This window comes from Candidatus Clostridium eludens (assembly GCF_045310515.1).
In the GTDB taxonomy this organism is placed as follows: Bacteria; Bacillota; Clostridia; order Clostridiales; family Clostridiaceae; genus Clostridium_B; species Clostridium_B eludens.
Genome location: NZ_JBJHZX010000006.1, coordinates 1 through 24,164 on the forward strand (window position 1 = coordinate 1; position 24,164 = coordinate 24,164).

Annotated in this window: 23 protein-coding genes; 9 read left to right on the forward strand and 14 right to left on the reverse strand. The window is 33.2% G+C overall.

Translation table 11 applies throughout. From position 1 onward, the window contains the following. Positions 1-27: 27 nt before the first annotated feature. From ACJDU8_RS05275 to ACJDU8_RS05290, 4 genes are all read right to left on the reverse strand, one after another. Entirely contained in the window at positions 28-711 is a 684-nt protein-coding gene (locus ACJDU8_RS05275; protein ID WP_406791113.1) for a cell wall-binding repeat-containing protein, read from the reverse strand. Between the two features lie 1,032 nt (positions 712-1,743). After that, entirely contained in the window at positions 1,744-2,109 is a 366-nt protein-coding gene (locus ACJDU8_RS05280; RefSeq protein WP_406791114.1) for a DUF3307 domain-containing protein, read from the reverse strand. 282 nt (positions 2,110-2,391) lie between these two features. Next, the gene (locus tag ACJDU8_RS05285) at positions 2,392-2,976 is read right to left on the reverse strand and encodes a transposase (protein WP_406791115.1); all 585 of its coding nucleotides are present in this window, start codon (positions 2,974-2,976) and stop codon (positions 2,392-2,394) included. Between the two features lie 385 nt (positions 2,977-3,361). Then, positions 3,362-4,249: a LysR family transcriptional regulator gene (locus tag ACJDU8_RS05290; protein WP_406791116.1), complete on the reverse strand. Its 888-nt coding sequence runs from the start codon at positions 4,247-4,249 to the stop codon at positions 3,362-3,364. 127 nt (positions 4,250-4,376) lie between these two features. On the opposite strand from ACJDU8_RS05290, the gene ACJDU8_RS05295 reads away from it, so the two are divergent. The 4 genes from ACJDU8_RS05295 to ACJDU8_RS05310 all read left to right on the forward strand — a co-directional run bounded on the left by ACJDU8_RS05295 (position 4,377) and on the right by ACJDU8_RS05310 (position 7,862). Further along, complete coding sequence (locus ACJDU8_RS05295; protein WP_406791117.1) at positions 4,377-5,291, forward strand: NAD(P)-dependent oxidoreductase; 915 nt, start codon at positions 4,377-4,379, stop codon at positions 5,289-5,291. An 11-nt stretch (positions 5,292-5,302) separates the two neighbouring features. Next, entirely contained in the window at positions 5,303-6,244 is a 942-nt protein-coding gene (locus tag ACJDU8_RS05300; protein WP_406791118.1) for an AEC family transporter, read from the forward strand. Between the two features lie 94 nt (positions 6,245-6,338). Beyond that, positions 6,339-6,983 carry a lactate utilization protein gene (locus ACJDU8_RS05305; protein ID WP_406791119.1) on the forward strand — a complete coding sequence of 215 codons (645 nt, stop codon included), beginning with the start codon at positions 6,339-6,341 and terminating at the stop codon, positions 6,981-6,983. A 72-nt stretch (positions 6,984-7,055) separates the two neighbouring features. Then, positions 7,056-7,862 carry a carbon-nitrogen hydrolase family protein gene (locus tag ACJDU8_RS05310; RefSeq protein ID WP_406791120.1) on the forward strand — a complete coding sequence of 269 codons (807 nt, stop codon included), beginning with the start codon at positions 7,056-7,058 and terminating at the stop codon, positions 7,860-7,862. A 1,177-nt stretch (positions 7,863-9,039) separates the two neighbouring features. On the opposite strand, the gene ACJDU8_RS05315 is transcribed toward ACJDU8_RS05310, so the two are convergent. The 9 genes from ACJDU8_RS05315 to ACJDU8_RS05355 all read right to left on the reverse strand — a co-directional run bounded on the left by ACJDU8_RS05315 (position 9,040) and on the right by ACJDU8_RS05355 (position 19,477). Continuing rightward, positions 9,040-10,293, reverse strand: coding sequence for an efflux RND transporter periplasmic adaptor subunit (locus ACJDU8_RS05315; RefSeq protein WP_406791121.1), 1,254 nt, complete (start codon positions 10,291-10,293; stop codon positions 9,040-9,042). 1 nt (position 10,294) lies between these two features. Next, positions 10,295-13,408 carry an efflux RND transporter permease subunit gene (locus tag ACJDU8_RS05320; protein ID WP_406791122.1) on the reverse strand — a complete coding sequence of 1,038 codons (3,114 nt, stop codon included), beginning with the start codon at positions 13,406-13,408 and terminating at the stop codon, positions 10,295-10,297. Between the two features lie 20 nt (positions 13,409-13,428). Beyond that, positions 13,429-13,794: an adenine nucleotide alpha hydrolase family protein gene (locus tag ACJDU8_RS05325; RefSeq protein ID WP_406791123.1), complete on the reverse strand. Its 366-nt coding sequence runs from the start codon at positions 13,792-13,794 to the stop codon at positions 13,429-13,431. Positions 13,795-13,939: 145 nt separating this feature from the next. Beyond that, complete coding sequence (locus tag ACJDU8_RS05330) at positions 13,940-15,709, reverse strand: ATP-binding protein (RefSeq protein ID WP_406791124.1); 1,770 nt, start codon at positions 15,707-15,709, stop codon at positions 13,940-13,942. Positions 15,710-15,766: 57 nt separating this feature from the next. Then, positions 15,767-16,462: a response regulator transcription factor gene (locus tag ACJDU8_RS05335; RefSeq protein ID WP_406791281.1), complete on the reverse strand. Its 696-nt coding sequence runs from the start codon at positions 16,460-16,462 to the stop codon at positions 15,767-15,769. Positions 16,463-16,956: 494 nt separating this feature from the next. Then, positions 16,957-17,319 (reverse strand): FlxA-like family protein, encoded by a 363-nt coding sequence (locus ACJDU8_RS05340; RefSeq protein WP_406791125.1) that lies wholly within the window; start codon positions 17,317-17,319, stop codon positions 16,957-16,959. A gap of 562 nt (positions 17,320-17,881) precedes the next feature. Further along, positions 17,882-18,340 carry a tyrosine-type recombinase/integrase gene (locus ACJDU8_RS05345; protein WP_406791126.1) on the reverse strand — a complete coding sequence of 153 codons (459 nt, stop codon included), beginning with the start codon at positions 18,338-18,340 and terminating at the stop codon, positions 17,882-17,884. A gap of 60 nt (positions 18,341-18,400) precedes the next feature. Further along, on the reverse strand, positions 18,401-18,901 hold the full coding sequence (locus tag ACJDU8_RS05350; RefSeq protein ID WP_406791127.1) for a hypothetical protein: 501 nt from the start codon (positions 18,899-18,901) through the stop codon (positions 18,401-18,403). An 18-nt stretch (positions 18,902-18,919) separates the two neighbouring features. Continuing rightward, positions 18,920-19,477, reverse strand: coding sequence for a Uma2 family endonuclease (locus ACJDU8_RS05355; protein ID WP_406791128.1), 558 nt, complete (start codon positions 19,475-19,477; stop codon positions 18,920-18,922). A gap of 729 nt (positions 19,478-20,206) precedes the next feature. On the opposite strand from ACJDU8_RS05355, the gene ACJDU8_RS05360 reads away from it, so the two are divergent. Genes ACJDU8_RS05360 through ACJDU8_RS05380 form a run of 5 tightly spaced genes read left to right on the forward strand, consistent with a single transcriptional unit; the run spans position 20,207 to position 22,663 of the window. Then, positions 20,207-20,530 (forward strand): PadR family transcriptional regulator, encoded by a 324-nt coding sequence (locus ACJDU8_RS05360; RefSeq protein ID WP_406791129.1) that lies wholly within the window; start codon positions 20,207-20,209, stop codon positions 20,528-20,530. A 2-nt stretch (positions 20,531-20,532) separates the two neighbouring features. After that, positions 20,533-20,886: a DUF1048 domain-containing protein gene (locus ACJDU8_RS05365; RefSeq protein WP_406791130.1), complete on the forward strand. Its 354-nt coding sequence runs from the start codon at positions 20,533-20,535 to the stop codon at positions 20,884-20,886. After that, positions 20,883-21,644, forward strand: a complete 762-nt coding sequence (locus ACJDU8_RS05370; RefSeq protein WP_406791131.1) for an ABC transporter ATP-binding protein — start codon at positions 20,883-20,885, stop codon at positions 21,642-21,644. Before ACJDU8_RS05365 ends, ACJDU8_RS05370 begins: the two co-directional genes overlap by 4 nt. After that, positions 21,645-22,415: an ABC transporter permease gene (locus tag ACJDU8_RS05375; protein ID WP_406791132.1), complete on the forward strand. Its 771-nt coding sequence runs from the start codon at positions 21,645-21,647 to the stop codon at positions 22,413-22,415. A gap of 20 nt (positions 22,416-22,435) precedes the next feature. Beyond that, positions 22,436-22,663 (forward strand): cysteine-rich KTR domain-containing protein, encoded by a 228-nt coding sequence (locus ACJDU8_RS05380; RefSeq protein ID WP_406791282.1) that lies wholly within the window; start codon positions 22,436-22,438, stop codon positions 22,661-22,663. 368 nt (positions 22,664-23,031) lie between these two features. On the opposite strand, the gene ACJDU8_RS05385 is transcribed toward ACJDU8_RS05380, so the two are convergent. Next, positions 23,032-24,132, reverse strand: a complete 1,101-nt coding sequence (locus ACJDU8_RS05385) for a DUF5667 domain-containing protein (RefSeq protein ID WP_406791133.1) — start codon at positions 24,130-24,132, stop codon at positions 23,032-23,034. Positions 24,133-24,164 lie beyond the last annotated feature (32 nt).

The window sequence follows — 24,164 nt, forward strand, 5'->3', positions numbered from 1 at the left end:
ATAGTTTACCTCCAATCACTTTCTACATTATAATAAATACAGATGTAATTGTCCAAACCTATTTAGGGGCTTAAGAGCTACAACGTCTACTTCTCCACCATTGTTTTTTATGTCATTTATGTACTCTTTAACTGTATTTGTCACACTATCTTGACTAATCAATATGATAGGATATTGTAATTTATCAGCAATTGGAGCTACTGATAATGCGTCCTGATAATGTTCACCTGAAACAACAAACACTCCCTTAGAAATACCTAATTCTTTTGCTACATCTACTGAAGTTTCATATCTGTCTTGTCCACATATTCTCTTTACTGAAATCCCCATACCTTGAAGAGTATTTTCGATATCTCCAGATATAACCCCTGTACCACCAATAATAAATACATTTTTAACACCTAAATTTTGTAATTTCTGCTTAGTGGAATCGGTTAAAGTATTAGAAGCAGTTAGCAATATAGGTGCATTATATTTTTTAGCTAAGGGACTTGATACTATAGCATCAGGAAAATTTTCACCATTTACTAAAACTGCATAATTAGATTGAGTCCATCCTTCAGTTACAATTGCTGATGAAGTACCATATCTATCTTGTCCAGCCAACCTATGAATATTAATAGAATTCTTAGCAAGTACATTAGACGTAGCTATTAAACTTGCCCCAAATATTAAGGTCAGAGCTAATAGATATTTTCTTGATTTTAACATAAAATTCCCCCTTATTATTTAAAACTTACTTTGTAGTGACACTTTTTATAGTAATATCAATATAATAATTATTCTGTAACAATTTGTTTAATCCTGCTAAAATATGATATTATATTAAAATTTTATATGAGTATTGAAAATAAAGTAACAAATACAAGGCCTAATAACAGCATCCGTGTTATGTACTGAAAAGCAAATGGGATATAATGTAATAACGGTAACTGCCTCCTGGATGAACAATCCCTTAGTTACAACATTTAGCACGATTATATAATTTTATTCCATCAAGTTACCGGTTTTTGCACGACTCATTGCTCCAAACTACACTTTATTTGTTATGTATAAAGGATTGTAAAAATTATATAAAAACCACTTATGCATTTAATTAATCAGTCGATATATAACTAAGTACACAAAATTTACTATCTAACATTTTATAAAAATAATGTATATCTCCATAAAACCATTATCAAATATCAAAATAAAAAGGCATAACCTTTCCATGCCTTTTTATTTATGTTCGGAAAAAATAAGTATTAAGAAAATAAAACTAGAGTGTTTTTTACTCTAGTTGCTGAACAGAATGAAGACAATATGTCTTGAAAAATTATAACTTGATAAAATAATAACTATGTAATAATTATATATTGTCACACTGTATGTACCACCCATTAGATGTAGAGATATCTACCATTATTTTCATGTTGGGTTTTAGGTATATATTATGAGTATCAACCTAAATAATTTGTTGCATTTTTAACCTAATCATTATGTTCTCCTGAAGGAAGTTTGATTTGCGCTTCCTGAGTGCTGAAATATATGTTTTTAGATTGCTTAAACGGCCTTAATGAATTGCTTTTTACAGATAATACAATACTTAAGCTTTTTCATACTTTATATAGAACTTTCCATCTAGCCTATTATGTGCTATAGGTTAGTTTACATAAGTTTTACATAAACAAGGCAGATAAAAGACATAACTATCCTTAAAATATATAGTAGCATGATCTGGTCTTTGACTTCGGGGTTTATCTATAAACTTACAATTATAAATAAAATACCTACATGCAACGATTGGTCAGTAAAATTAACTATATAATATTTCATAGAATAATCTTGGTAGACAATCTTATAACACTTTATATAATCTATAAGGAAATGGCTTGCGAAAATTATTAAAAGCCTATATACACTGAATAGCTTCAAATACAAAAATGCTACTGTAATTGATAGAGTGTATAATATCACATGTAAAACTATAAATTTTTTATTTTGCCTTTTTAGCTTTCCTAAATCATTGCATTTAAAAATCTTTTCTATAAGAAAATTTCTTTGCAGAATTATATCACCAACTAGGTGAAAAAATAGCAGTATCACGTATATTTCTATTTTGAACATTTCGAAACCCAACCCACACTTAATTAATTTTTATAATATATAATAGCAATCTAATATTAAAATAAACCTAATCAGAAGAGCTCCTGTATTCACGATTTTTTGAAGACACGAACTTTAAATTATAATATAATAAAAGTGTTTTATGCGGCGGTTTCACACCTTCTTTCTTGATGGTTGTAGGAGACTCCAAGAATATCAAAGAAGGTATTTTTGTCCTTACGGTGCGATTTCCGTCCATTTTTACATATACAGTTATATATTCTTGCTAAAACTTTGAGATTACTAAGGTGTCATAAAGCTGAAATACAGCTCTTGAACATATTCATGCACTATTTGTGCTGTTTTAATTTCACTTGTTTCAAACTTCTTCTTTTTTAAGAGTTCAGATCTCATTTTAAACATCACTATGGAGCTTAAAACTAGTAAAATAAGTTTACCATATAATTGGCATTTGAAACGTTCAATTTTTACTGGTTTTACACTAGATATGTGAAATATTGGCTTCCATATCTTGAATATTAGTTCAACCTGCCATCTTAATGAATAAATATCATGTATTTGTTTTGCAATCAATATGTCATTTGATATGTTGGTTGGGACTTGAAATGCCGTAGAATCAACTATTCTTATTCTGCTAAAATGTTCATCCCATATGGTAGGTATATTTGAATTTGTGAGTGTTACACTATTTAAAAGCCTTGTAAATATTTCTTTTAAGAACTTTACTGCCTTTTCATTTAAATGCTGGTCTAATGCTTGGCTGCTTACTGTTGTTTTTGTCTTTGAGCTTAGATTAGCACCATTGTTACAAGTGTATCTTTTGATACGTCCAATTGTGAAAATGCACATAAATAAAGGAATTCCCATGCTTTTAATTTACCTTCTCTTTGTACAAATCCAACCTTTCTTGCTATCTTTTCAACTTCTTCTTTTGAAAAGTATTTTAGTATATGGTTTGATAATTCCTTGATTCCATTCTGTGTTATTAATTTTTCTTTTGCTATTTTTTAGCCCTCTTTATAAAAAACAGATTTCTATTATTTATTGTACCATTTTTTATAAATAGGGACTATTTTTCCCTTAGCTTGATGGCCATGTGACTACACCCCATATAGTATAATTGCATTAATAACCTAAAAAGTGTATATATTAATATAAATGAAGTTTATGTAAATTAGTATAGGTATACTTGTCCTTTAATTTATCATATAATTATGCTTGCTTTGATAAATGTCTTTAGGTATTGCCATAGTTATAGGTAAGAAACAACACCCTCTATATTTTTTACTTCTTCATTAAGCAATTGCAATAAAAACTTTATTGATTTTTTTAATTGTTTTCTCAAAATATAATATATAATTCTATCTGGTGGTCCATCTTCTATTTTGTAAACCTCAATATCAGCTGATTTAGCAATTTTTATTGCTACTGATACAGGTACTATTGCCCAGTTTTCCTGACTGTCTAAAAAATATTCCATCATAAACATCTGATCAAGTATTACTCTTGGTTTTGCAAAAGCATTAAACCAATAATCATGCCACACATCGAATTGGGGGCTCCAAGGTATCTTAATTTCGTTGGCTACATCCAGTCTGGAGGGATGTATTTTAGTTGGAATTAGCACATTCTTGCCCGCAACGAAAACCATAGGTTCACGAAATGCAGGGATTGTCTCAACATTCTTAGAATACATGGCGTCTGAAATAAAAGCAACGTCTGTCAGCCCGCTCTCAATGAAGCTATATGCTTCATAAGAATGTTGACTTTGAATGGATAAACTTAAATCTTGATTACTATTTAAAAATTTCTGAAATACACCAGGAAAAATGTAAGTAAGTAGACTTCCTATGGCAGATATGTTCAGATTTAGGTTACCATCTAGCTTTGAAATTCTGTTTGTTTCACTCCATAACATTTTCCATTTATGTGCAATGACAACGAAAGCTTTTCCTTTCTCAGTAAGTTTTATTGTTCGGATTCCCCTGCCACGTTCTATAAGACTGTATCCAAGTTCCTTTTCAAGTGCTGCAATTCGTCTGCTTAATGCAGGCTGTGTCACATATAACTGTTTAGCTGCAGCAATAATACTACCAGTTTTTACAACCATAAGAAAAGCATCTATTTCTAAAGCTGTCATATCTTTATCCTCCATAAATATGCATTATAGTTTATATTTTAGATGGATTAAAAGCATTTTACAAGTATTTTTACTTAAGATAAAATAACATTGTATTAAAAATATAATTTAATAGGGGAAGATTTTAATGAAAATATACTTAAGTGAAAATATTGCAAGGTCAGCCTATAGCAGATTAGTTGCGAGGGCAGAAATTGTTAAGAATTTTGATCATCCTGAAGAATTGGATGCGATAATGGTAAGACGTGTCTACGTCACAAAAGAAATCATTGAGAAGGCAGTGAGACTAAAGGTGATTTCTATGCATGGTATTGGTCGCGATACCATCGACGTTGAAGCTGCAAAAAAACATGGAATTCCAGTTCCAAATGTACCAAATCAAAGCATGGAATCTGTTGCAGAACTAGCTATCGCACAGATAATGATTTTAAGCCGTAACATAAAAAAAGCAAATATAGGAATATGCAAAAATCGTTATAATTCTCATGCTCCAATGGAACTCATTGGGAATGATGTGTATGGTAAGACACTGGGGATGATTGGTATCGGGAAAATATCCTTGCGTATCGCTGAGATAATGAGCAAAGCATTCCATATAAAATTGATGGGCTATGATCCATTTGTATCAAAAGAGAAAGCACTTTCTCTTGGTATTAAAAAAATTAATACTATTCAAGAATTATTTGCAAATGTAGATTATGTAAATATCAGCGTCCCACTTACAGATTCCACTAAAAATTTAATCAGTAAAAGTGCTTTTGATACAGCAAACCCGAACCTTATCTTGGTTAATACTTCAAGAGGTGGCATCGTTGATGAAGAAGCTTTATACCATGCTTTAATTAAAGGTAAAATCAAGGCTGCAGCTTCAGATGTGTTCTTATCTGAACCACCAAGAAAAGACAACCCTCTCGTATCACTTGAAAATTTCGTTGCTACACCACATATCGGAGGTAATACTAAAGAGTGCCTAGAACGAGTTGGCAATGCCGCTGTAGATAATCTTTTTGCTGAAATTGATGCACAGCAAAACAAATCATAAGGAGCTTTATAATGAAATTATTTCTGAAGATGTTGAATCTACAATTTGCCATGTTGATTTTAATTCTTATTGGTATTATTTCGAGAAGGTGTAAAATTGTAAATATAAATGCACAAAAAGGATTATCTGATTTATTAATTTATTTCATACTGCCATGCAATATTGTTGCATCATTTCAGGGGAAAATTGCACCTAATCTAATCAAAAATTCATTTACAGCGTTTTGTATTTCCCTTGTCATTCAGGTTCTTTCTATCTTTTTAGGTAAATTATTATTTGGATATTTTTCAGATAAGATGAAACCTATTATGAATTATGGACTTATATGTTCAAATTCCAGCTTCATCGGATTACCCGTTGTTAATAATATTTATAATTCTATTGGTGTACTTTATGCTTCAATTTTCCAAATACCCATCCGAATTACAATGTGGACTTCTGGATTAGCTCAATTTACTGGTAAAAAGATAGATGAAAACGGAGAAAGTCAACCCGTCTTTACAAAGGAAACAATTAAAAGCCTAATTCTTCACCCATGTATTATTGCCGTATTCTTGGGACTTTTTATTATGGCTTTTTATGTTCCACTACCTGACTGTGTAAACCGAAGTATTACTTTCATGAGCCAGTGTACAATTCCAATATCTATGATAGTAATAGGGTGTATCCTGTCGGAGTGTAAAGTAAGTCAGCTTTTTGATAAAGCAGTCTTTTACTTTACTTTTATCCGTCTATTGGTTTTTCCTTTGTTTATTTTTACTTTATTAAGGTTGTTGAAAGTGGATCCCCTTATCACAGGAGTATCCACGCTATTAACTGGAATGCCCGCAGGAACTACAACTGCAATACTTGCTGATAAATATGAATGTGATGCTGCTTTTGCTTCAGCAGTTATATTTATATCAACCATATTTTCCATTGTCACTGTACCAATTTTATGTACATTATTTTAACCATTAAACTACTTCAAAAAATTAATATATAGTATTATAAATCCAATACACTTATATTTTTTATAATAAATTATTATAGAAAGAGGTATATAATATGACAAACAAAAAAGAATATTATAATAGACTTGCAAATACAATCATTAATAATCTTTCAAATAGAGGAATAGAAAGTTTTTGGACTAGTACAAAAGAAGAAGCTTTAGAAAAAGCTATGTCATTTTTATCTCACGAAGATAAAATATCTTGGGGAGATTCTCAAACTTTAAAAGAAATTGGTTTTTTTGATGCAGTAAAGTCAGGTAAATATTCCTATACTGATGTAGAAGATTTATTTGATGAGAATTTATTAGATAAACGGAATGAAACCTACAGCAAAATAGTAACAAGTGATTACTATTTTTTAAGTACCAATGCCATTACACTAAACGGTGAGCTTGTGAATATTGATGGCAGTGGCAATCGGTTAGCCGCAATGATGTACGGCCCAAAACATGTTGTTATAGTTGCAGGAATGAACAAAGTATGTTCTGATATAGAGAGTGCTTATAAGAGAATTAAGTTAATAGCATGTCCACAAAATACTATCAGATTTAATTACAAGACTCCGTGCGCTATTACTGGAAAATGTAATAATTGTGTAGGAACTAACTCTATATGTACCTATACAGTTATTACACGTATTGGAAGGTTTCCAGGTAGAATTAAGGTAATTCTTGTTGGAGAAGAATTGGGATATTAAAATTTTAAATAAAAGTCATTTTTGGAACAACATTAAAAATCTCAATTAATTGCTAGAAAAAGGAGAATTGGAATGATTAAAGTTGCAGCAGCACAAATTGAAATCAGCGAAAACATTGAAGAAAACTATCATAAGTCACTCCACTATATTAGAGAAGCTGCAAAACATGAGGCAGAGTTTATTTGTTTCCCGGAAGGACAGTTATCTAAGTACATTCCCCAATACAAGGGATTAAAAGTAGAAAACTATGCAATCGTTCTGGATCATCCATACATAAAAGGATTCTGCGAAGTATGCAGACAGACACATATTATAGCTAGTATTGCATTATGTCTGAAAATTGACGAAAAAGTATTTGCTTCAAATATGATTATCTCCGAAAATGGAAATATTTTAGGAATTGGAAAAAAGAATCATATTGTGCAAGCAGAACATTTTTATGAACAGGACTACTTTACACCTGGAAACGAAGGATTTAAGGTAGTTGATACAAGTATAGGTAAAATTGGAATTGTTATGTGCTTTGACCGGCACTATCCCGAGAGTTACCGAACTTGTGTATTAAAAGGAGCAGATTTCATTGTTGTTCCAGTAGCTAACGAAAAAATTGAGCCATCAGATATTTTTCAATGGGAAATTCGCATTGCAGCATTTCAAAATAGTGTCAATTTGATCATGTGTAATCGTGTGGGACTTGAGGGAAATATGGACTTCAGTGGAGAAAGCTTATTTGTGAATTCAAATGGAAGTATCGCTAGTCTGGCCGGAGATCAGGAACAGCTTCTTTTTGCTGAACTTGATATTGAAAATACCACTAAATTTCGCAAAAAAAAGCAATACCTTTCGCTGCGACGTTCAGAAATATTCGAGCTTGACTGAACTATGGTAGCCAATATGTTCTTTTATTCCAACTGCTTCACAGGCTCTTTTTATTATTTTTATATCCACATAATGCGTAATTGGGGTAGTGGGAGCATCCTTGTTACTTACTGCAACTTGTTATGTTATATATATTAATAATATAGTTTATTTGTTATATATTTCTGCTGCAACTTTGGAATAAAGGTTGAACAAAATATATAAGTAGTAATCCCAACCTTCTTGCTAAAAACCACTAATACTAGCAGCAGAACCAGAAACTCACAGCAACGCTGATAAGCGAGGGTAGTAATATTACATAACAAATAGGGTGCCAGGACAAATGTATGAAGAAAATAAATTCCACTTTAGGCATTGTTCTGGAACACTATTGAATGACTTTACAGGGAGCTCATTTATAAATGAGCAAATTAAACATAAGATCCCTGGTATTTACTGTACATATTTTGAATTGAAGATATATAATTGAAAAATCTTCATTAATTTTAAAGTTAAATTTTTATCATTCGTTTGTTCTGATAGGATGTGAGACGGTGTATACTACTCTGTCTTTAGTTTCGGTTATTTATTTATGTATTTTCCAATGAGGTACGTTTATAAGTTCAACAGATACATTGTAAAATTGCTCTTCCCCCGAGGTCCTAGGATACAATTGGAAATTGACCCCTTGTTACTAACATAATATAAACATTGAAGTGATAAATACAAGGATAAATAACCCGTGAAAAATTATTATTGTCCTTTCGATTACTATGATGATTATGGTGACTATTTTAGAAAATCAAACGTTAATCCTGAAGCAGTACAAGCGCATACTGGCCAAGCTGTACTTATCAGCATTAAATGGCATCGTACAATCACAGCTTGTATAGATAGTCACGACAGACATTCAGACATAGTACCTTAACTGTATACACACACTTTGGTCATGCACAACTTCGCATTCACTACAATGTAATATTACGCATTACTCCAATTCACGTAAGCCCTCATCATGGATTTTAAACTTTTCTTCATTAACATAATTTCTTGAAATTTCTTTAGAAATATTCCATATGAAAAAGCACCCCTTCTTGCAAATGATTGTAAATTCATCGTCTAAAATTATTGCCTAGAAAGAGTGTTTTTTATTCAGTCTATACAAAAATTTTTGCAGGCTCCACTAATTTATAAAAGTCTAATTAATTACATTGACCTTGTCACCATCACTTAAAAGACTTTGTCCTTCTGTAATAATTTCAGTTCCGGCTTTCACGCTTTCTGTTGTTATCTCAGTAATCTTATCATTAGCTATGCCTGTTTCTACAGCAATTCTTTTAATCCTCTTATCTTTTACAGTATATATATATTTAACTCCATTTTCTACTTTTAATGCCTCATTTGGAACAGTTACAGCATTATCTTTCTTTTGCTCTGTTATTGATACTTTTGCAAACATACCAGGTTTTAACTTTCCATTAGAATTATCTATTTTTACCTTCACTATATATGAGTTGTTCTTAGAGTCTACATCAGGACTTATGTTATATATATCTCCTGTTATAGCTTTATCGCTTAATGCGTCAACTACCACCGGTACGATCTGACCAACTTGCAATTCTCCTATAATCTTATCAGGAACAGTTATTTCTGCAATTAGGGAAGAGGTATCTATTACAGTAACAGTTCCTGATGTTCCTGAAGCAATTGATCCTAAATCAACATTTTTAGCTGAAACCACTCCTGATATAGGTGATGTAACTGTTGAGTTATTTATTTGAGTTTTTACATAATCAACGGCTGCTTTGGATTGATCAACCTGAGCAGTTGCTACCTGAACAGACTTAGGTCCAGTTTGTTGTTTTTGTAGATTTAAGTTATCTTGATCATCTTTTAATGTAACCGATGCAGTATCAAGTGTTGATTTAGCAGTATCTAAATCTTGCTGTGCTATGGCGCCAGCTTCATATAGTTTCTGATCTTTATTATAAGTATCTAATGCATTATTATAAGTAATTTGATCTTTTGAAAGTTGCTGTTCAGCACTTTTTACCGACTGAACTGAAGTGGATTCACTAGCCAGTGATAAACTAGCATTAGATGCCTCAAGAGCTGCTTCCTGCTGTTTAAGTTGAGAATTAAGCTCACTTGTATCAAGTGTAAATAGTGTCTGACCAGCAGCTACTTTATCTCCAACATTAACATTTACTGATGCAACTTTTCCTGAATTCTTAGAACTTACAGTAACGGATTGCATACCTTCTAATTTACTTGCATATAGAACTTCTGAAGATATATTCTGCGTTGTTATCTTCTGTACCTTAACATTTTGGATTTCCTTAGTTACTTGAGCAACCGACTTTTTACCAAGTTTAATAGCTACAGTGACCCCTACAATGACAACAATAATAATTAAAGGAATCCACTTCTTATTTATCATTTTAACCTTCATATTAATTTCCCTCCGTAACATATGATTTCCTATTACGATTTCTAAAAATCCAATGTTTAAAATCATCCATCAATGTATACACTACAGGAAGAATAATAGGTGAAAGTATGGTAGATGCTATCATACCTCCTATTATAACCCATGCCATACCAGCTCTTGTTTCACTTCCTTCACCTATAGCTAATGCAGATGGCAACATTCCAACAACCATTGTTAAAGAAGTCATAATTATTGGTCTTAATCTAGTAGTCCCCGCAACAATAAGGGCTTCTTTTAAACCCATACCTTGTTTTTTAAGCGTATTGGTATAGTCAATTAGTAATGTACCATTTTTAGATGCTAATCCATCTAGCATTATAAATCCTATCAAAGACATCATATTTATGGTGTTACGAGTTAAAGCTAAAATAACTAAAGCTCCTATTATAGCACAAGGTAATGCTAACATTCTTACAAGTGGAGTTAGGAATGATTCATATAGCACTACAAGTATCATATAAACAAGAACTATAGATGCAATGATAGCTTTTATTAAAGTACTAAAGGTATCCCCCATTTGTTTTTGACTTCCCCCATAAGATACTGAATATCCTACTGGGATAGACATTGCTGATATTCTATTTTTAATATCTATGTTAACACTTCCCAAATCTCTTCCCTCAATATTTGCGGATACTGTAACTACATCTTGCCTATCCTCTCTGCTTATAGATTTAGCACTATCAGCTTCTACTATAGATGCAACTTGATCTAATGAAATTTGTTGGGAAGAAGAGTTCTGTATTTTTATAGATCCTATATCTGCAGCACTTTTAACCTGTCCATCTGCAAACTTTAACGTTATATCATATTCACTATCAGGATCACCTCTATATGTACCTGCAGAAGATCCTTGTAAACATGTTCTGAGAGTAGATTCAATATCTGAAGTAGAAACTCCATATTGTGCTGCTGCAAGCTTATCAATCTTTACTCTTATTTCACTATCATCAGCATCTAATGAACTACTTATATCTGTGGTGCCAGAAACAAGCTTTATTTCTTCTTGGACCTTCTTAGACAGATCTTTTAGGGTATCTTCATTATCTCCAGATATCTTAACACTTATGGCAGAACTACTATTTAATCCTTCCCCTCCTCCCATTTGGGATTCAGATACGGAGAAATCTACACCAGTAAGTTTGGTCTTTCCCCAATTACGTACTTGTGATGCTAGCTGAGTTTGAGTTTTTTTACGTTGGCTTTTAGGAACTAATGTAACATCAACTTTTATTGAAGCATCACTTACTTGTGTATAATAGTACTTAACCTCTTTAATAGTTTTTAAATAATTTTCAAGCTGTACTGCTTTATCATCTGTTTCCTTTAAACTTGAGCCTGGAGTAAGTGAGGCCGAAATCGAAAAACTACTTTGGTCAGAATTGGACATAAATTCAGTTCCTACAAATCCTAATGGAATTAATGCCACACTTGCTATAATACATGCAACTAAACCAACTAACACTTTACCTCTGTTATCCAAGGACCAAAGAAGTATCTTTTTATAGGATTCAGTAACTTTCTCCATAAATTTGTTAAATTTACCAGATAGTTTCTGAATTACACCATTTTTATACTTTTTCAAAGATCCTTCTGCACCTTCAGCTTTCGGCTTAAAAAAACGAGATGCAAGCATAGGGGTAGCAGTAAAGGATATAAATAACGAGAATAAAGTTGCACAAACTATAGTTAAGCCAAACTGTCTAAAGTATTCTCCTACTATACCAGACATAAATGCAATTGGAGCAAATACAACTACATCACAAAGAGTAATTGCCACTGCTGCCATTCCAATTTCTTTTCTTCCCTCAATAGCCGCCCGTATAGGATTCTTTCCTTGAGCCAAGTGTCTTTGTATATTTTCTAATACAACTATAGAATCATCTACCAAAATACCTATGCATAAAGACAAGGCCATTAAACTCATCATATTTAAGGTAAATTTTAATTTATACATCATAAAGAATGTGGCAATAAGCGACGTAGGTATTGCAACTAAAACTACTAATGAAGAACGCCAACTTTTTAGAAAGAACAAAAGAACTATGGCAGTTGTTATAATTCCTTCTATAAGGCTATGTTTTATTTCACTTAAAGAGTCTTTTATAAATACAGTAGTATCACTAGCAGTGATTATACTCATATTTTTTGGCATAGTCTTTTGCAGTGTATTTATTTCCTCTTTTATGTTATTTACCACCTCAACCACATTTGCATCACTTTGTTTTTTGACGTCAAGAGATATGGTCTTTTTTCCATTTAATTTAGTTTCCGATGTTACATCTGGGGTTTCTAGTTTAACATCAGCAATGTCTCCTAAACGTACTGTACCCCCATTGTTAGTTGATACAAGCAGGTTCTTTACCTCATCTATACTTTGAAATTCCCCAATAGCTCTAACTGATTTGTCCACTTTATCTTGTTTAATTTGTCCAGCAGGCGTGCTGGCATTTTCACTTTTTAATTTACTTAATATAGAACTAACATTTACTCCATAGTATTCAACTGCAGGTTTATCAAGTTTTATCATTACTTGTTTTTTATCTGCTCCACCAAGGGATACTTGTCCTACTCCTGTAACTTTTTCTAACTGTGTTTTTATCTTATCTGCTTCATTATATAGTTCATCGGGGGAAGCAGTTCCTGAAATAGCAAGAGTCATTACAGGCATATCATCAGAATTCATTTTGCTAATCACCGGCGTAGATGCCTCACTGGGCAGTTTTCCTTGAGCATTTGATACTGCCTTTTGAACATCTAAAAATGCGCTATTTATATCGGTACCATCTTTAAACTCAATCATAACATTTCCGGTACCTTCTTGAGATGTGGAGTCAATGGTATTAACACCACTTATTCCTGAAACAGCATCTTCTATAGGTTTTATAATATCTTCTTTTATATCCTCTGCACTTGCACCACCGTATGTATCGGATATAGTTATAACAGGAATACTCATAGATGGGAACAATGAAGCTCCTAGGTTTGTGTATCCTAGTACCCCAAAACCAATCAATAATAAAACTACCATAGTTATAGCTGCTGGTCTTTTTACTGATATTTCGGTTATACTCATTTTGTGCCTCCTAAATTTAATTATTCTATAATAAACACCAAGATATCAGGGAAGGCCTCTTGCACTTCTGAAATAAGGTTAGTCTGTTCTGATTTTGTAATTTTCCCCAAAACCAGCTGGTTTATTTTATTTCTTTGAATATAATTAATTAATATATCACTAAAATTGTTTCCCCAGTAGACCTGCATGTCTATTTTGAGAAATTTACATATGTTAAACAAATATTCTAAACTTGTTCCTTTGAGATTTTTTGATTGGTTATTATTTTGTATGTTTAGAACCTTTATCTTGAAATTTTCCTTCTCTGCTATTCGCCATCCTTCTTTTATAAGTTTCTCGCCATCTACTTGATCACTTACACAGACTAAAACTATGTTCTCTTGCAATGTTATTCTCCCTCCCTTACTATTTATTAATGAATAATACAATATAATTGTGGCTGAAATATGGCATAAAAAAGAAAGTTTATGTCAAAAAAACTGGCTATATCCCTTAATAGGTTATAGCCAGTCCATAAGCCATAATTCATATTTATTTATTACTTGCTATTGAGAGTGTAAATGTAAATATGCTTCCTTTTCCAGGTGTACTATCTACAAAAATTTTTTCATTTAACTGTTGAATAATTTCATAAGCTATTGCAAGACCTAGTCCTGTTCCCCGGGATGTTCGTGCTTTATCTGATTTATAAAATCTTTCAAATATGTGTGGCAAATCTTCAGGATATATTCCCATGCCTGTATCAGCTACAGATACTTTTACTGAATTACCTTCTAAATGAGCATAAAGTGAAACATTACCTTTTTCTTGAGTATATTTTATTGCATTATCAAGAAGTATAATAAGCACCTGCTCAATTAAATCTATATTACTCATTACAACTAAATTTTCAGGAGGAAGTACAAAAGAAAACTTTATTTTTTTCTCTTCAGCAAGTACAGAATATCGTTCTGCTACATTTTCCATAATTTCACCTATAGCAAACTCTTCATTATCCATAAAAATTGAATCTGTTTGCAACCTTGATAGAGTAAGCAGATCATCTATTAGTCTTGAAAGTCTCATAGTCTCATGAAACATGTAAGTATAATATCTCTTTTTTACTTCTTCATCTGTAATCATGCCATCAATGATAGTTTCAAGGAATGCTCTTAAAGCAGCCACTGGTGTTCTCAATTCATGAGAAACATTTGCGACATATTCTCTTCTAGTCTGCTCCAATCTTTCCGATGCCGTTATATCCTGAAATAGACCCACTGCACCAACAATTTCATTTGTTTCGTTCTCCAGTGGACATATAGTAATTCTAAGAACAACTTGATTCCATGGGATATTTCGTGCTATTGCATATCCTTTTGAAAAAACAATATCAAAATCTTCCCAGAACTCCTTAATAGGCACAACTTCAATACAATCTTTCTTCTCAGATGTGTTGAAAATGCTGTGAATTGCAGGATTTATGTGAGTTATATTATGTTTAGAATCAATTGCAATGATACCTTCGGATAATCCATCAATGATTTGTTTCAGTCTATTTCTTTCAATTTTCAAGTCTGCTATTGTCTCAGATAGTTTGCTAGACAAATAATTTAACGATTGACCAAGTTCTCCAATCTCCCCTTTATAAGATTCACTTGCTTTTAATGTAAGATTTCCATGGGCCATCTTTATAGCAATATTCTGCATATCCTTAAGTGGATTAATTATACGTTTGGCTACTTTATATACAGGAAATATCATAAGTAAAAATACTACAAATGCACTCAATGATATCGATCTGCTAAATCCTAAGAATGCAGTTTGTAGTTCTTCTGGGGGCTTGGATAAAAAAGCCTCACCAATAACAGTTTCTTTATTCATTATAGGTTCCCCGACAAAATGAATTTGTTCTTCATTCCCTACAATATGCTTTCCCCTCAAAATCAAAGGTATATATTTTTTAAAGGTTTCATTAAGCTTATTAATTAATTGTAATCTTTCATTCTTGTTTAGCTTTGATATCATATCCCCTTGAGCTTCTACCATTATTTTACCATCTCTATCATAAATGTATAAAACATCGCTCCATGAAGAATACAAATCATTCAGTTTTTTAATATCTCTATTTAAAATAGCTTCCTTCTGATATGTGGACAACATTTCTGACATAGCTGCTGCACGAGGCTTCAAATCCTGTATCTCAAGATCCTTAAACATACTATGAGTTATAAACAAGAATATTGGTGTACCTAGTATCCCATATAAAATTATTGTTCCTACTACCAAAGCAAAAATCTGATTAAAAAGTACGCTTTTTCTCAAGATATCTCTCCCTTACCAAACATATAGTCATTATTTCACCTTAAATAAAACTAACTATTATTTAACCTGTACTTCAAACTTGTACCCTACTCCATAAATGCTCTTTATAGCCCATTTCATGTCTTTGCAATGTAATTTCTGACGTATACGCTTTATTTGAGTATCAACACTTCTTATATCTCTGAAAAAATTTGTATTCCATACGTTTTGAATAATTTGCTCTCTCTTAAATACTTGCCCAGGATGCGATGCAAGCATATATATTACTTCTACTTCTTTAGGTGTTAAGTGAATCAGATTACCGTTAATATGTACTTCATATGTAGAAATATTTACTTTCAATCCATAGTAACGCAATATCGCATTATTATCCGTGCTTATGGATGTTCTGCGCCTTAATACTGCTTTCACACGAGCAACTACTTCCCTAGGACTAAAGGGTTTTACGATGTAATCATCAGCACCAAGCTCAAGTCCTAAAATTTTATCTATTTCCTCTCCCTTTGCAGTGAGCATTATAATCGGTACATCAGAGTTCTTTCTCAATGTTCGACATACCTCAATCCCATTAATTTTAGACATCATAATATCAAGTATTATTAAATCAGGTTTTATATCAAATGCCTTTTTAAGTGTTTCCTCTCCATCATATGCAGATTCAAATTCAAATCCTTCAGCCTTTAAATATGTACTAATTGTTTCATGAACAACGAACTGATCATCACAGATGAGGATACATTTTAATCCATCCATCATAATTCTTACCCCCTATAATTATAAAGAATGATCCCGAAAACTCAAAGAGCTTAATTTTTAATATATTACAAGGTTCAGCATTTCTGCTTCATCCCTAATATTTAAAATGAATTATTATAATTTTTTCCACGAAATTTACCTTTACCCTTCTCCTTTAAAATTGCATTATAATTTAAAAATACTACTTTCTTAAGGAGGTGCATCAGGTGTAACCAATGTACAAGCTATAGCTACTAAAGCCCAAATGTGATTAAAATAAAAAATTTCTCAGCTTGAAGAAGTAGTTAGAAAAATTAAAGTAATAAATAAAATCCCTTATACTACCATACGGGAAATGATATAAGGAATCTGTATATATTTAATTCATATAAAGAGTGTTTGACGATTCAACTATAAAATATTTTTTTAAGATAGCAATATTAAAGGTATGTTAAAGTCCCTCGTATCACAGAAAAATGATGCAAGGGACAAATAATAATTCTATTATTAAATCAGGCAAATACATCAATTATGTTATTATTAGAATTGTTTTTATTGGTATCAGTTCCATTGGATTTATTATCATTGTTAGAATTATTAGCTTGAATTTTTTTAGCTTCTGTTTTTCCTACAGGAGAAGTTCCTCCTGTGTTTCGTGATTGCTTTTGCTGAATCTGTGCTTGAATTCGTTCTAATTGCGCTTGCAATTGCTTAATTTTAGCCTGTTTCGTTTTTTCATCATCCTTACTTGACTGTTCTTGTTGTATTTGCTTTTCAATACTAGCAGCTTGGCTTTGCAACTGACTTATATCACTACTATTGGATACTGCGGTTGCAGTACTGCTTGATGTAGAAGAAATTGATGAAATACTCATATTAAAACCCCCCTAAAAATTTCATGTTAATACATTAGCTTTAAGTAAATTTACCACATAAATATTAATATTTCCTTAAAGACCATCAATTTCATCAAAAATATTTGCATTATCAACAAAAATGTGCATCATTAAACTACACAAATGCTATAAGACACTTTTTCGACCTATTTATGCTGGTTTATCTTTATTTTTCTCTTTCTTTTTACATGTATTATTTAACTTAAGTCTATCAATACATTTTTACAAATGAGGGACTTTACTTTTTTAGGATTCTATTAGCTTGATGGCTATGCGGGAATACCACCTTTGTTTAATAAAACAATATTATATTATTTTTACCATTTATGTATTTTGTTCGCATGCCATTGGTTAGATATATTTTAAAACAATTGTTATTTAACCCATATACAAATCATACCATAGCATTTAAATATATTCACTAATTTGCAGAAAGTACAGGTATTTTTAACACTGCATTATTCAATTCTCAAAGAATATTGTCCGTATCTTAATATTCAATAGTTACGTCGTTTAAATTTCATATGCTGAACAGCCCCTTTTACAAATCTGCAAATAAATCATTTAATGTATCAACTGCTTTTATTTTTATATCAGGTAATACATAGGTATAAATGTCACTTGTAATTTTAATGCTGCTATGTCCCAGAAGTTTTTGGACTGCAGGTAGCTCTACTTTCCTTTCAAATAATCTAGTAGCGAAGGTGTGTCTCATGGCGTGAAAATTTTTATAAGATATGTTGGCTTTCTTTAATGCCCTGGCATAACTCCTGGTTAAATTTCTTGTATCTGTAGGCTCACCTATTTCATTAGGGAATACTAAGTTGTTATCTATATAGGTTTCACCAGCTTTTAATTTTTCTTCAAGCTGCCTTGTTTTATGCCTTTTCAATTCTTCTATAATATTTGAAGGTATATTTACAGTTCTGATACTATTTATAGTTTTAGGTTGCTGTTCTATTATTGCAGTCTTATGAGAAGATGATTCATTGTTTATCAAATGAACTCTCTTAAATGTTCTCTGAACCTTAAGTTCACAATTCTTAAAATTTATATCGGATCATTTAAGGGCAACTACTTCATCAATCCTCAACCCAGTTCCAAGAACCAATATAAATAATGCCCTATTCCTGTGGTTAAGTAAAGATTTTATAAAGGCTATTTCCTCTTCAACGGTAAATATCTGGATTTCTTTCTTAGGTGGGAGCTTCGGGAGAGTAACATTGTCACATGGGTTAAATATTATATAGTGTTCTTTTACAGCCTGATTTAATCCTGTTTTTAGTAATTTATTTATAGTTTTAATTATATTAGGATTTTTATTTTCATCATCAGTAAGAAATACATCAAAAGGTGAGGTATATACCTTGCAGTTACCGTTGTTGGATTTAATATAATTATAAAACCTAGCGGATAATTTCATGATAAGTTCTTGATGTATTCTTGATGGAGCTGGAGATATAGCATACATTTTACCTTCTATAAGCTCAATACGTTCATTTTCAGGGTAATTCATGTAGTCAGCATAAGTGTAGGTTTTGTTTTTAGCTGTATTGTCCATTGAAATATTACCCCCTTTTTACTGGAATATATTTTTTAATTCAATAGATAATTCAGTAAAGAGGTTAGATTTAACTGTATCCTCTTTTGAATATATCATTGGTTCTGTGTATGCTTTAATTTCAGTATCATATGAATATATCATTATAGTTTTATTTTTAGGAGATACTATCCAATATTCCTTTACCTCAAACTTCATGTATAAATTAAGTTTTTTTATATAATCATCAGAAGCATTGGAGGGGGATACAACTTCTATAATTAGCGTAGGAACTCCGTTAAATTCATTTTTGGTCATATCATGATTATCACATAAAACAAATAAATCAGGTTGAACTCTTTTTATATCTTCATTCTTTTTTTGCAATACAATATCAAAGGGGGCAATAAAAGGTTTGCATCTTTTTCCTTTAAGATATTGTTTAAATTCAAACAATAAATTTCCAGTTATATTTTGATGCTGAAGTGTAGGAGTGGCTTGCAATATTATTTCTCCATCTATAAATTCGGCTCTTTCTATATCTTTCGTGATCTCTAAAAACTCATTATAAGTATACTTTTTAGATTCAGGTAACATAAGTTCCATTCCTCCTTCCAAAATATTTATAATAATCGCTTATTTTTTATTAGAATTTTTGGATTTATTTTGACTTAATTCACTTTTATACAATTCGTATAACTGGTATTCAAAATAGTTAGATTGATTTGTTATTAAATATTGGATAGTTTTATCATAAAATTCTGATCCCATAATATCTTGGAATTTTTAACCGATGATGCTTTATCTTCATCGGTTAAATAAAGTAAATCAGCAATTAAAATTTCCAGAGAATCAGCTAATTTCGTTATCTTTTCTCAAGGTATTTACTATTTTACCTAATTTACTCATTTTATCAGCTTTCATATTCATATTATAATACACAATCCGGTAAAAAGTATGTGGTATTGTGAAAAAAATAGATACACTTAGATTTTCTAAGATATATTTGAATAAATTTAAAATTATAGATAAATAAATATTTGATATGGATACACAGGAAAATAAGGAAATGGAGCGATAGTGGGTGGGATGACATAACAAAGCAGAGAAGTGGCAGGCCCCAACAAGCAATTTTTTGTAGATCACCCTATAAAAAATGTGCAGCTGTGGTCAAAGGTACTCTGCTTGCCGGTTAGTATTTTGCGTTTTAGTTGAAATTCATTATCAGAATAACTGCTATTGACAGACTAACTATTATGTGCTACTATATAGCAGTAATAAGTAATACTTAATATTGGTCATACAGAATAGCAAGGGGGAATTACGTTGGAAAACCTTACGGAAATGCTGAAAGGTGTGCTGGAGGGCTGTGTCCTTGAAATTATCAGCCGCGAGGAAATCTACGGTTACGAGATCACGCGGCGGCTGAATGCTCTCGGATTTTCGGATGTTGTGGATGGGACAGTCTATACCATCTTGATACGGCTTGAAAAAAATAAACTCGTGGACATAGAAAAAAAGCCGTCCGATATGGGGCCGCCGCGAAAGTTTTTCACGCTCAACGACGCGGGGCGTAAGGAGCTGCGGAGGTTCTGGGAAAAATGGGAATTTGTTGCGTCGAAGATCAACCAATTAAAGGAGGGGCAGTAACTATGTTGGGATTTTTCAAAAAAATGGCCGGGGATAAAAAAGAGTATAAGCAACAGATGGCAAGAGTAAAAGCATTACCTGAAGACTATCAGTTCGTATTTGAAAAAATTCAAAAATACATGTGGAATTTTGCTGCAGGAGAGGGCTATGACATGTTGAAGATTCAATATGAATTGATAGATTTGTTCGAAGCCGGCGCGGTGGAAGGCAAAAAAGTTTTGGAAATTACGGGCGAGGACGTGGCGGCGTTCTGCGACGAACTTTTGCGCAACGCCAAAACCTATACGGAAAACTGGCGGGAGAAGCTTAACTACGACATAATAAAAAAATTCGGAAAGGAGAATGATTCCAAATGACTGATTTTGCCATAACCACAAAGGGATTGAAAAAGTCCTATAAAAAAACAGAAGTCTTGAAAGGAGTCGACTTCAATGTGCGGCGTGGTGAGATTTTTGCATTGCTTGGCTCCAACGGCGCAGGGAAAACGACGATTGTCAAAATACTATCTACAATCCTCAAAGCAGATAGCGGCAGCGCCAGCATATGCGGCTTTGATGTTTTTCGGCAACCGGAAAAAGTCCGCGAGAGCATTAGTCTTACCGGGCAGTTTACCGCAGTTGACGAGGTCCTGACTGGGCGTGAAAATCTTAAAATGATCGCCAAACTCAGAGGTATTGCCAATGCAAATCAAACCGCTGACAATTTACTCAAACGGTTTGGCCTCCGCGACGCGGAAAATCGCAGGGTTGGGACATATTCTGGCGGTATGAAGCGTAGGCTTGACATAACCATGAGCCTTGTGGGAACGCCTGCCGTCATCTTTCTCGACGAGCCGACGACGGGACTTGACCCCGAAGCGCGGATCGAAGTATGGAAAATCGTTAAGGAACTTGCTGACGGTGGTACGACGATCCTTCTAACCACGCAGTATTTGGAAGAAGCTGAACAGCTGGCTGATAGAATTGCCATTCTGCATGAAGGGAAAATTATCGTGAATGGCACACTGGCGGATCTGAAAAGGCTGTTCCCGCCCGCCAAGGTGGAATATGTGGAAAAACAGCCCACATTGGAGGAGATATTCCTCGCAATTGTCGGCAAAAAGGAGGAGAAGTAAATGGAAACGATAAAAAAACACTTTTTCCGTGACATGGGCGTCATGCTTGGGCGTTCCATGCGCCATATTACTCGCAGCATGGACACCATTATCACAGTCACCATCATGCCCATTGCATTTATGCTGCTGTTCGTCTATGTGTTTGGCGGTGCGATTCAAACTGGCACAGACAACTATGTGAATTACCTGCTGCCCGGCATCCTGCTGATTGCTATTGCAAGCGGTATTGCCTATACGGCTTACCGTCTGTTTATGGATATGCAAAGAGGCATCTTCGAGCGATTCCACTCCATGCCGATTGCGCGTTCGGCCGCGCTGTGGGGGCATGTGCTGACCTCACTAGTATCCAATGCGATTTCGGTTGTCGTAATCATTCTCGTAGCGCTCATTATGGGTTTCCGCTCGTCGGCAGGAGTATTATCATGGCTTGCCGTGGCCGGTATACTCACGCTGTTTACGCTGGCCTTGACATGGATCGCGGTGATTGCTGGACTGTCGGCAAAATCAGTGGACGGTGCAAGCGCCTTTTCCTATCCATTACTCTTCCTGCCGTTTATCAGCTCGGCGTTTGTACCCACCGAGTCGATGCCGTCGGGCGTTCGCACCTTTGCCGAAAACCAGCCGGTGACCTCTATCGTCGATGCCATCCGCTCCCTACTGGCGGGACAGCCCGTTGGAAATGATATTTGGGTTGCGCTTGCATGGTGCTTGGGCATCCTCATTGTTGCATATCTATTAGCAATAAGGATTTATAAACGCAAAGCTGCTTAATGTTTGCAGCTATTAAGATGATGGTGGTCAACAAAAACATCAAGCAAGAGGATGGTAGAGTGTATAAATACGAGTGGATATTATGCCCGGTCTGTAGCAACAAAACACGGGTCAGGATACGCGGTGATACGGTGCTTGAAAACTTCCCGCTATTTTGTACCAGGTGTAAACAGCAAACGCTGATCAATGTAAAACAACTGAATCTGTCGGTTATCAAAGAGCCAGACGCCAAGCTGCAGAGCCGATAACATGTGAGATTGCTCGCAGTTACCGGCTCTTTCTTTTATGGTGCGCCGGATAATGTCGAAGCTAATAAAAAATGGAATGGGGTGTTAGGATGTTTTTATCAGTATCAAGCCTTACGAAAAGCTATAACACAGAGATTATTATCCATGTGCTCATATGAATAATTACATGCATAAATTTTTACCCCTTATAGAATAAATCGGATTTTGAACTTATAAAAGCTAACACCATAAAATATACACTTAAATGATGTTAGCTGCTAAAGTTGCTCAATTTCCTAAACAAATTATAGAACGAATACCGCGGGGCAGTTATTAAAGGCATTGGTATTTTTTTATCTATTTTGGGTTAAGACATCTTACTATATTTTCTAGTGATTAGACCTATTTTTATTTGTGGAATTATTTTCTTTATCAGATTTCGTGTTTTGATCTCCATTGCCTTTTACATTAACTTCCTTAGGGTTTTTAATTCCTTTACCTTCTTTTATTGTTATATCAGTTTTGGTATTATTTGTAATAGTGGCATTGTTATCAACAGTACCCTGGGTAGTGCTAGTGGTGTCAGTAGTGTTAGTGTCTGCGTTAGTAGTTGTAGTGGTAGAAGTTTCATTATTTTGTGCTGGAGCAGTTACAGTTGTATTTGTATCTTCTGCATCAGTATTATTAGTAGAACTTGTTGAGTCTTTAGTTTGTTCTTTCTTGGCTTCTTTTTTTAGCTGTCCTACTCCACCTTTCATAGCTTCTTTCTTTGCCTCAATTACCTGAGTGAATTTTTTATTTTGAGTGGTTAGAGTTAGTTGAGCTTTAGTTAAAGTATCTTCGGCAGCTTTTATTGCTTGCTCATCACCAGTTTTTTTAGCTTGTTTTAAGTTCTTTTCAGCTTCCTTCACTGCTTTTTTGTTTTGAAGTAATGTTTGTCTTTCTTTAATAACTGCAGCTATTGCTTCTTTCTTTTTTGTTTGCATTTCTATAACTTGGGCTATAGTTTCTTTTGCATTTCCAGAGACTTTGCTTTCTATATTTTTTAAAACCTCTATAGATTTCATTTGCCTATCAGTTATTGTTGTTTCTAATTTTTTTAGTTCATCTAATTTTGTAGTATTATCAGTGGTACTATTAGATGCTTTATCAATATCATCCTCTACATTATTTTGAGCTTCAGTAATTTTATCGTTATATTCGTTCATTGTTTGATTTGCAAGATCTATTTTACCTTTATCATTCATTACTTCGCTCTCGCCAAGTCTTTCTTCTGCCACATCTGCAAGAGCTTGAGCTTTTTTATCATCATCAGAAGCCATACTAATCTTTAGGTCATCTATGGACTTATCTATAGGATATAATATAGTGTTATCAGGTGTTATGCCTGCCTTATCCGCAAGTGTCGCGGTGTCAGTATCTGCTAGTACTCTTCCTCCTATACTTAATGATACAGCTAAAGCTGTTACAAACAATGCTATCTTCTTCATGATTATTCCTCCTAAAAATTGTTTATTAAATT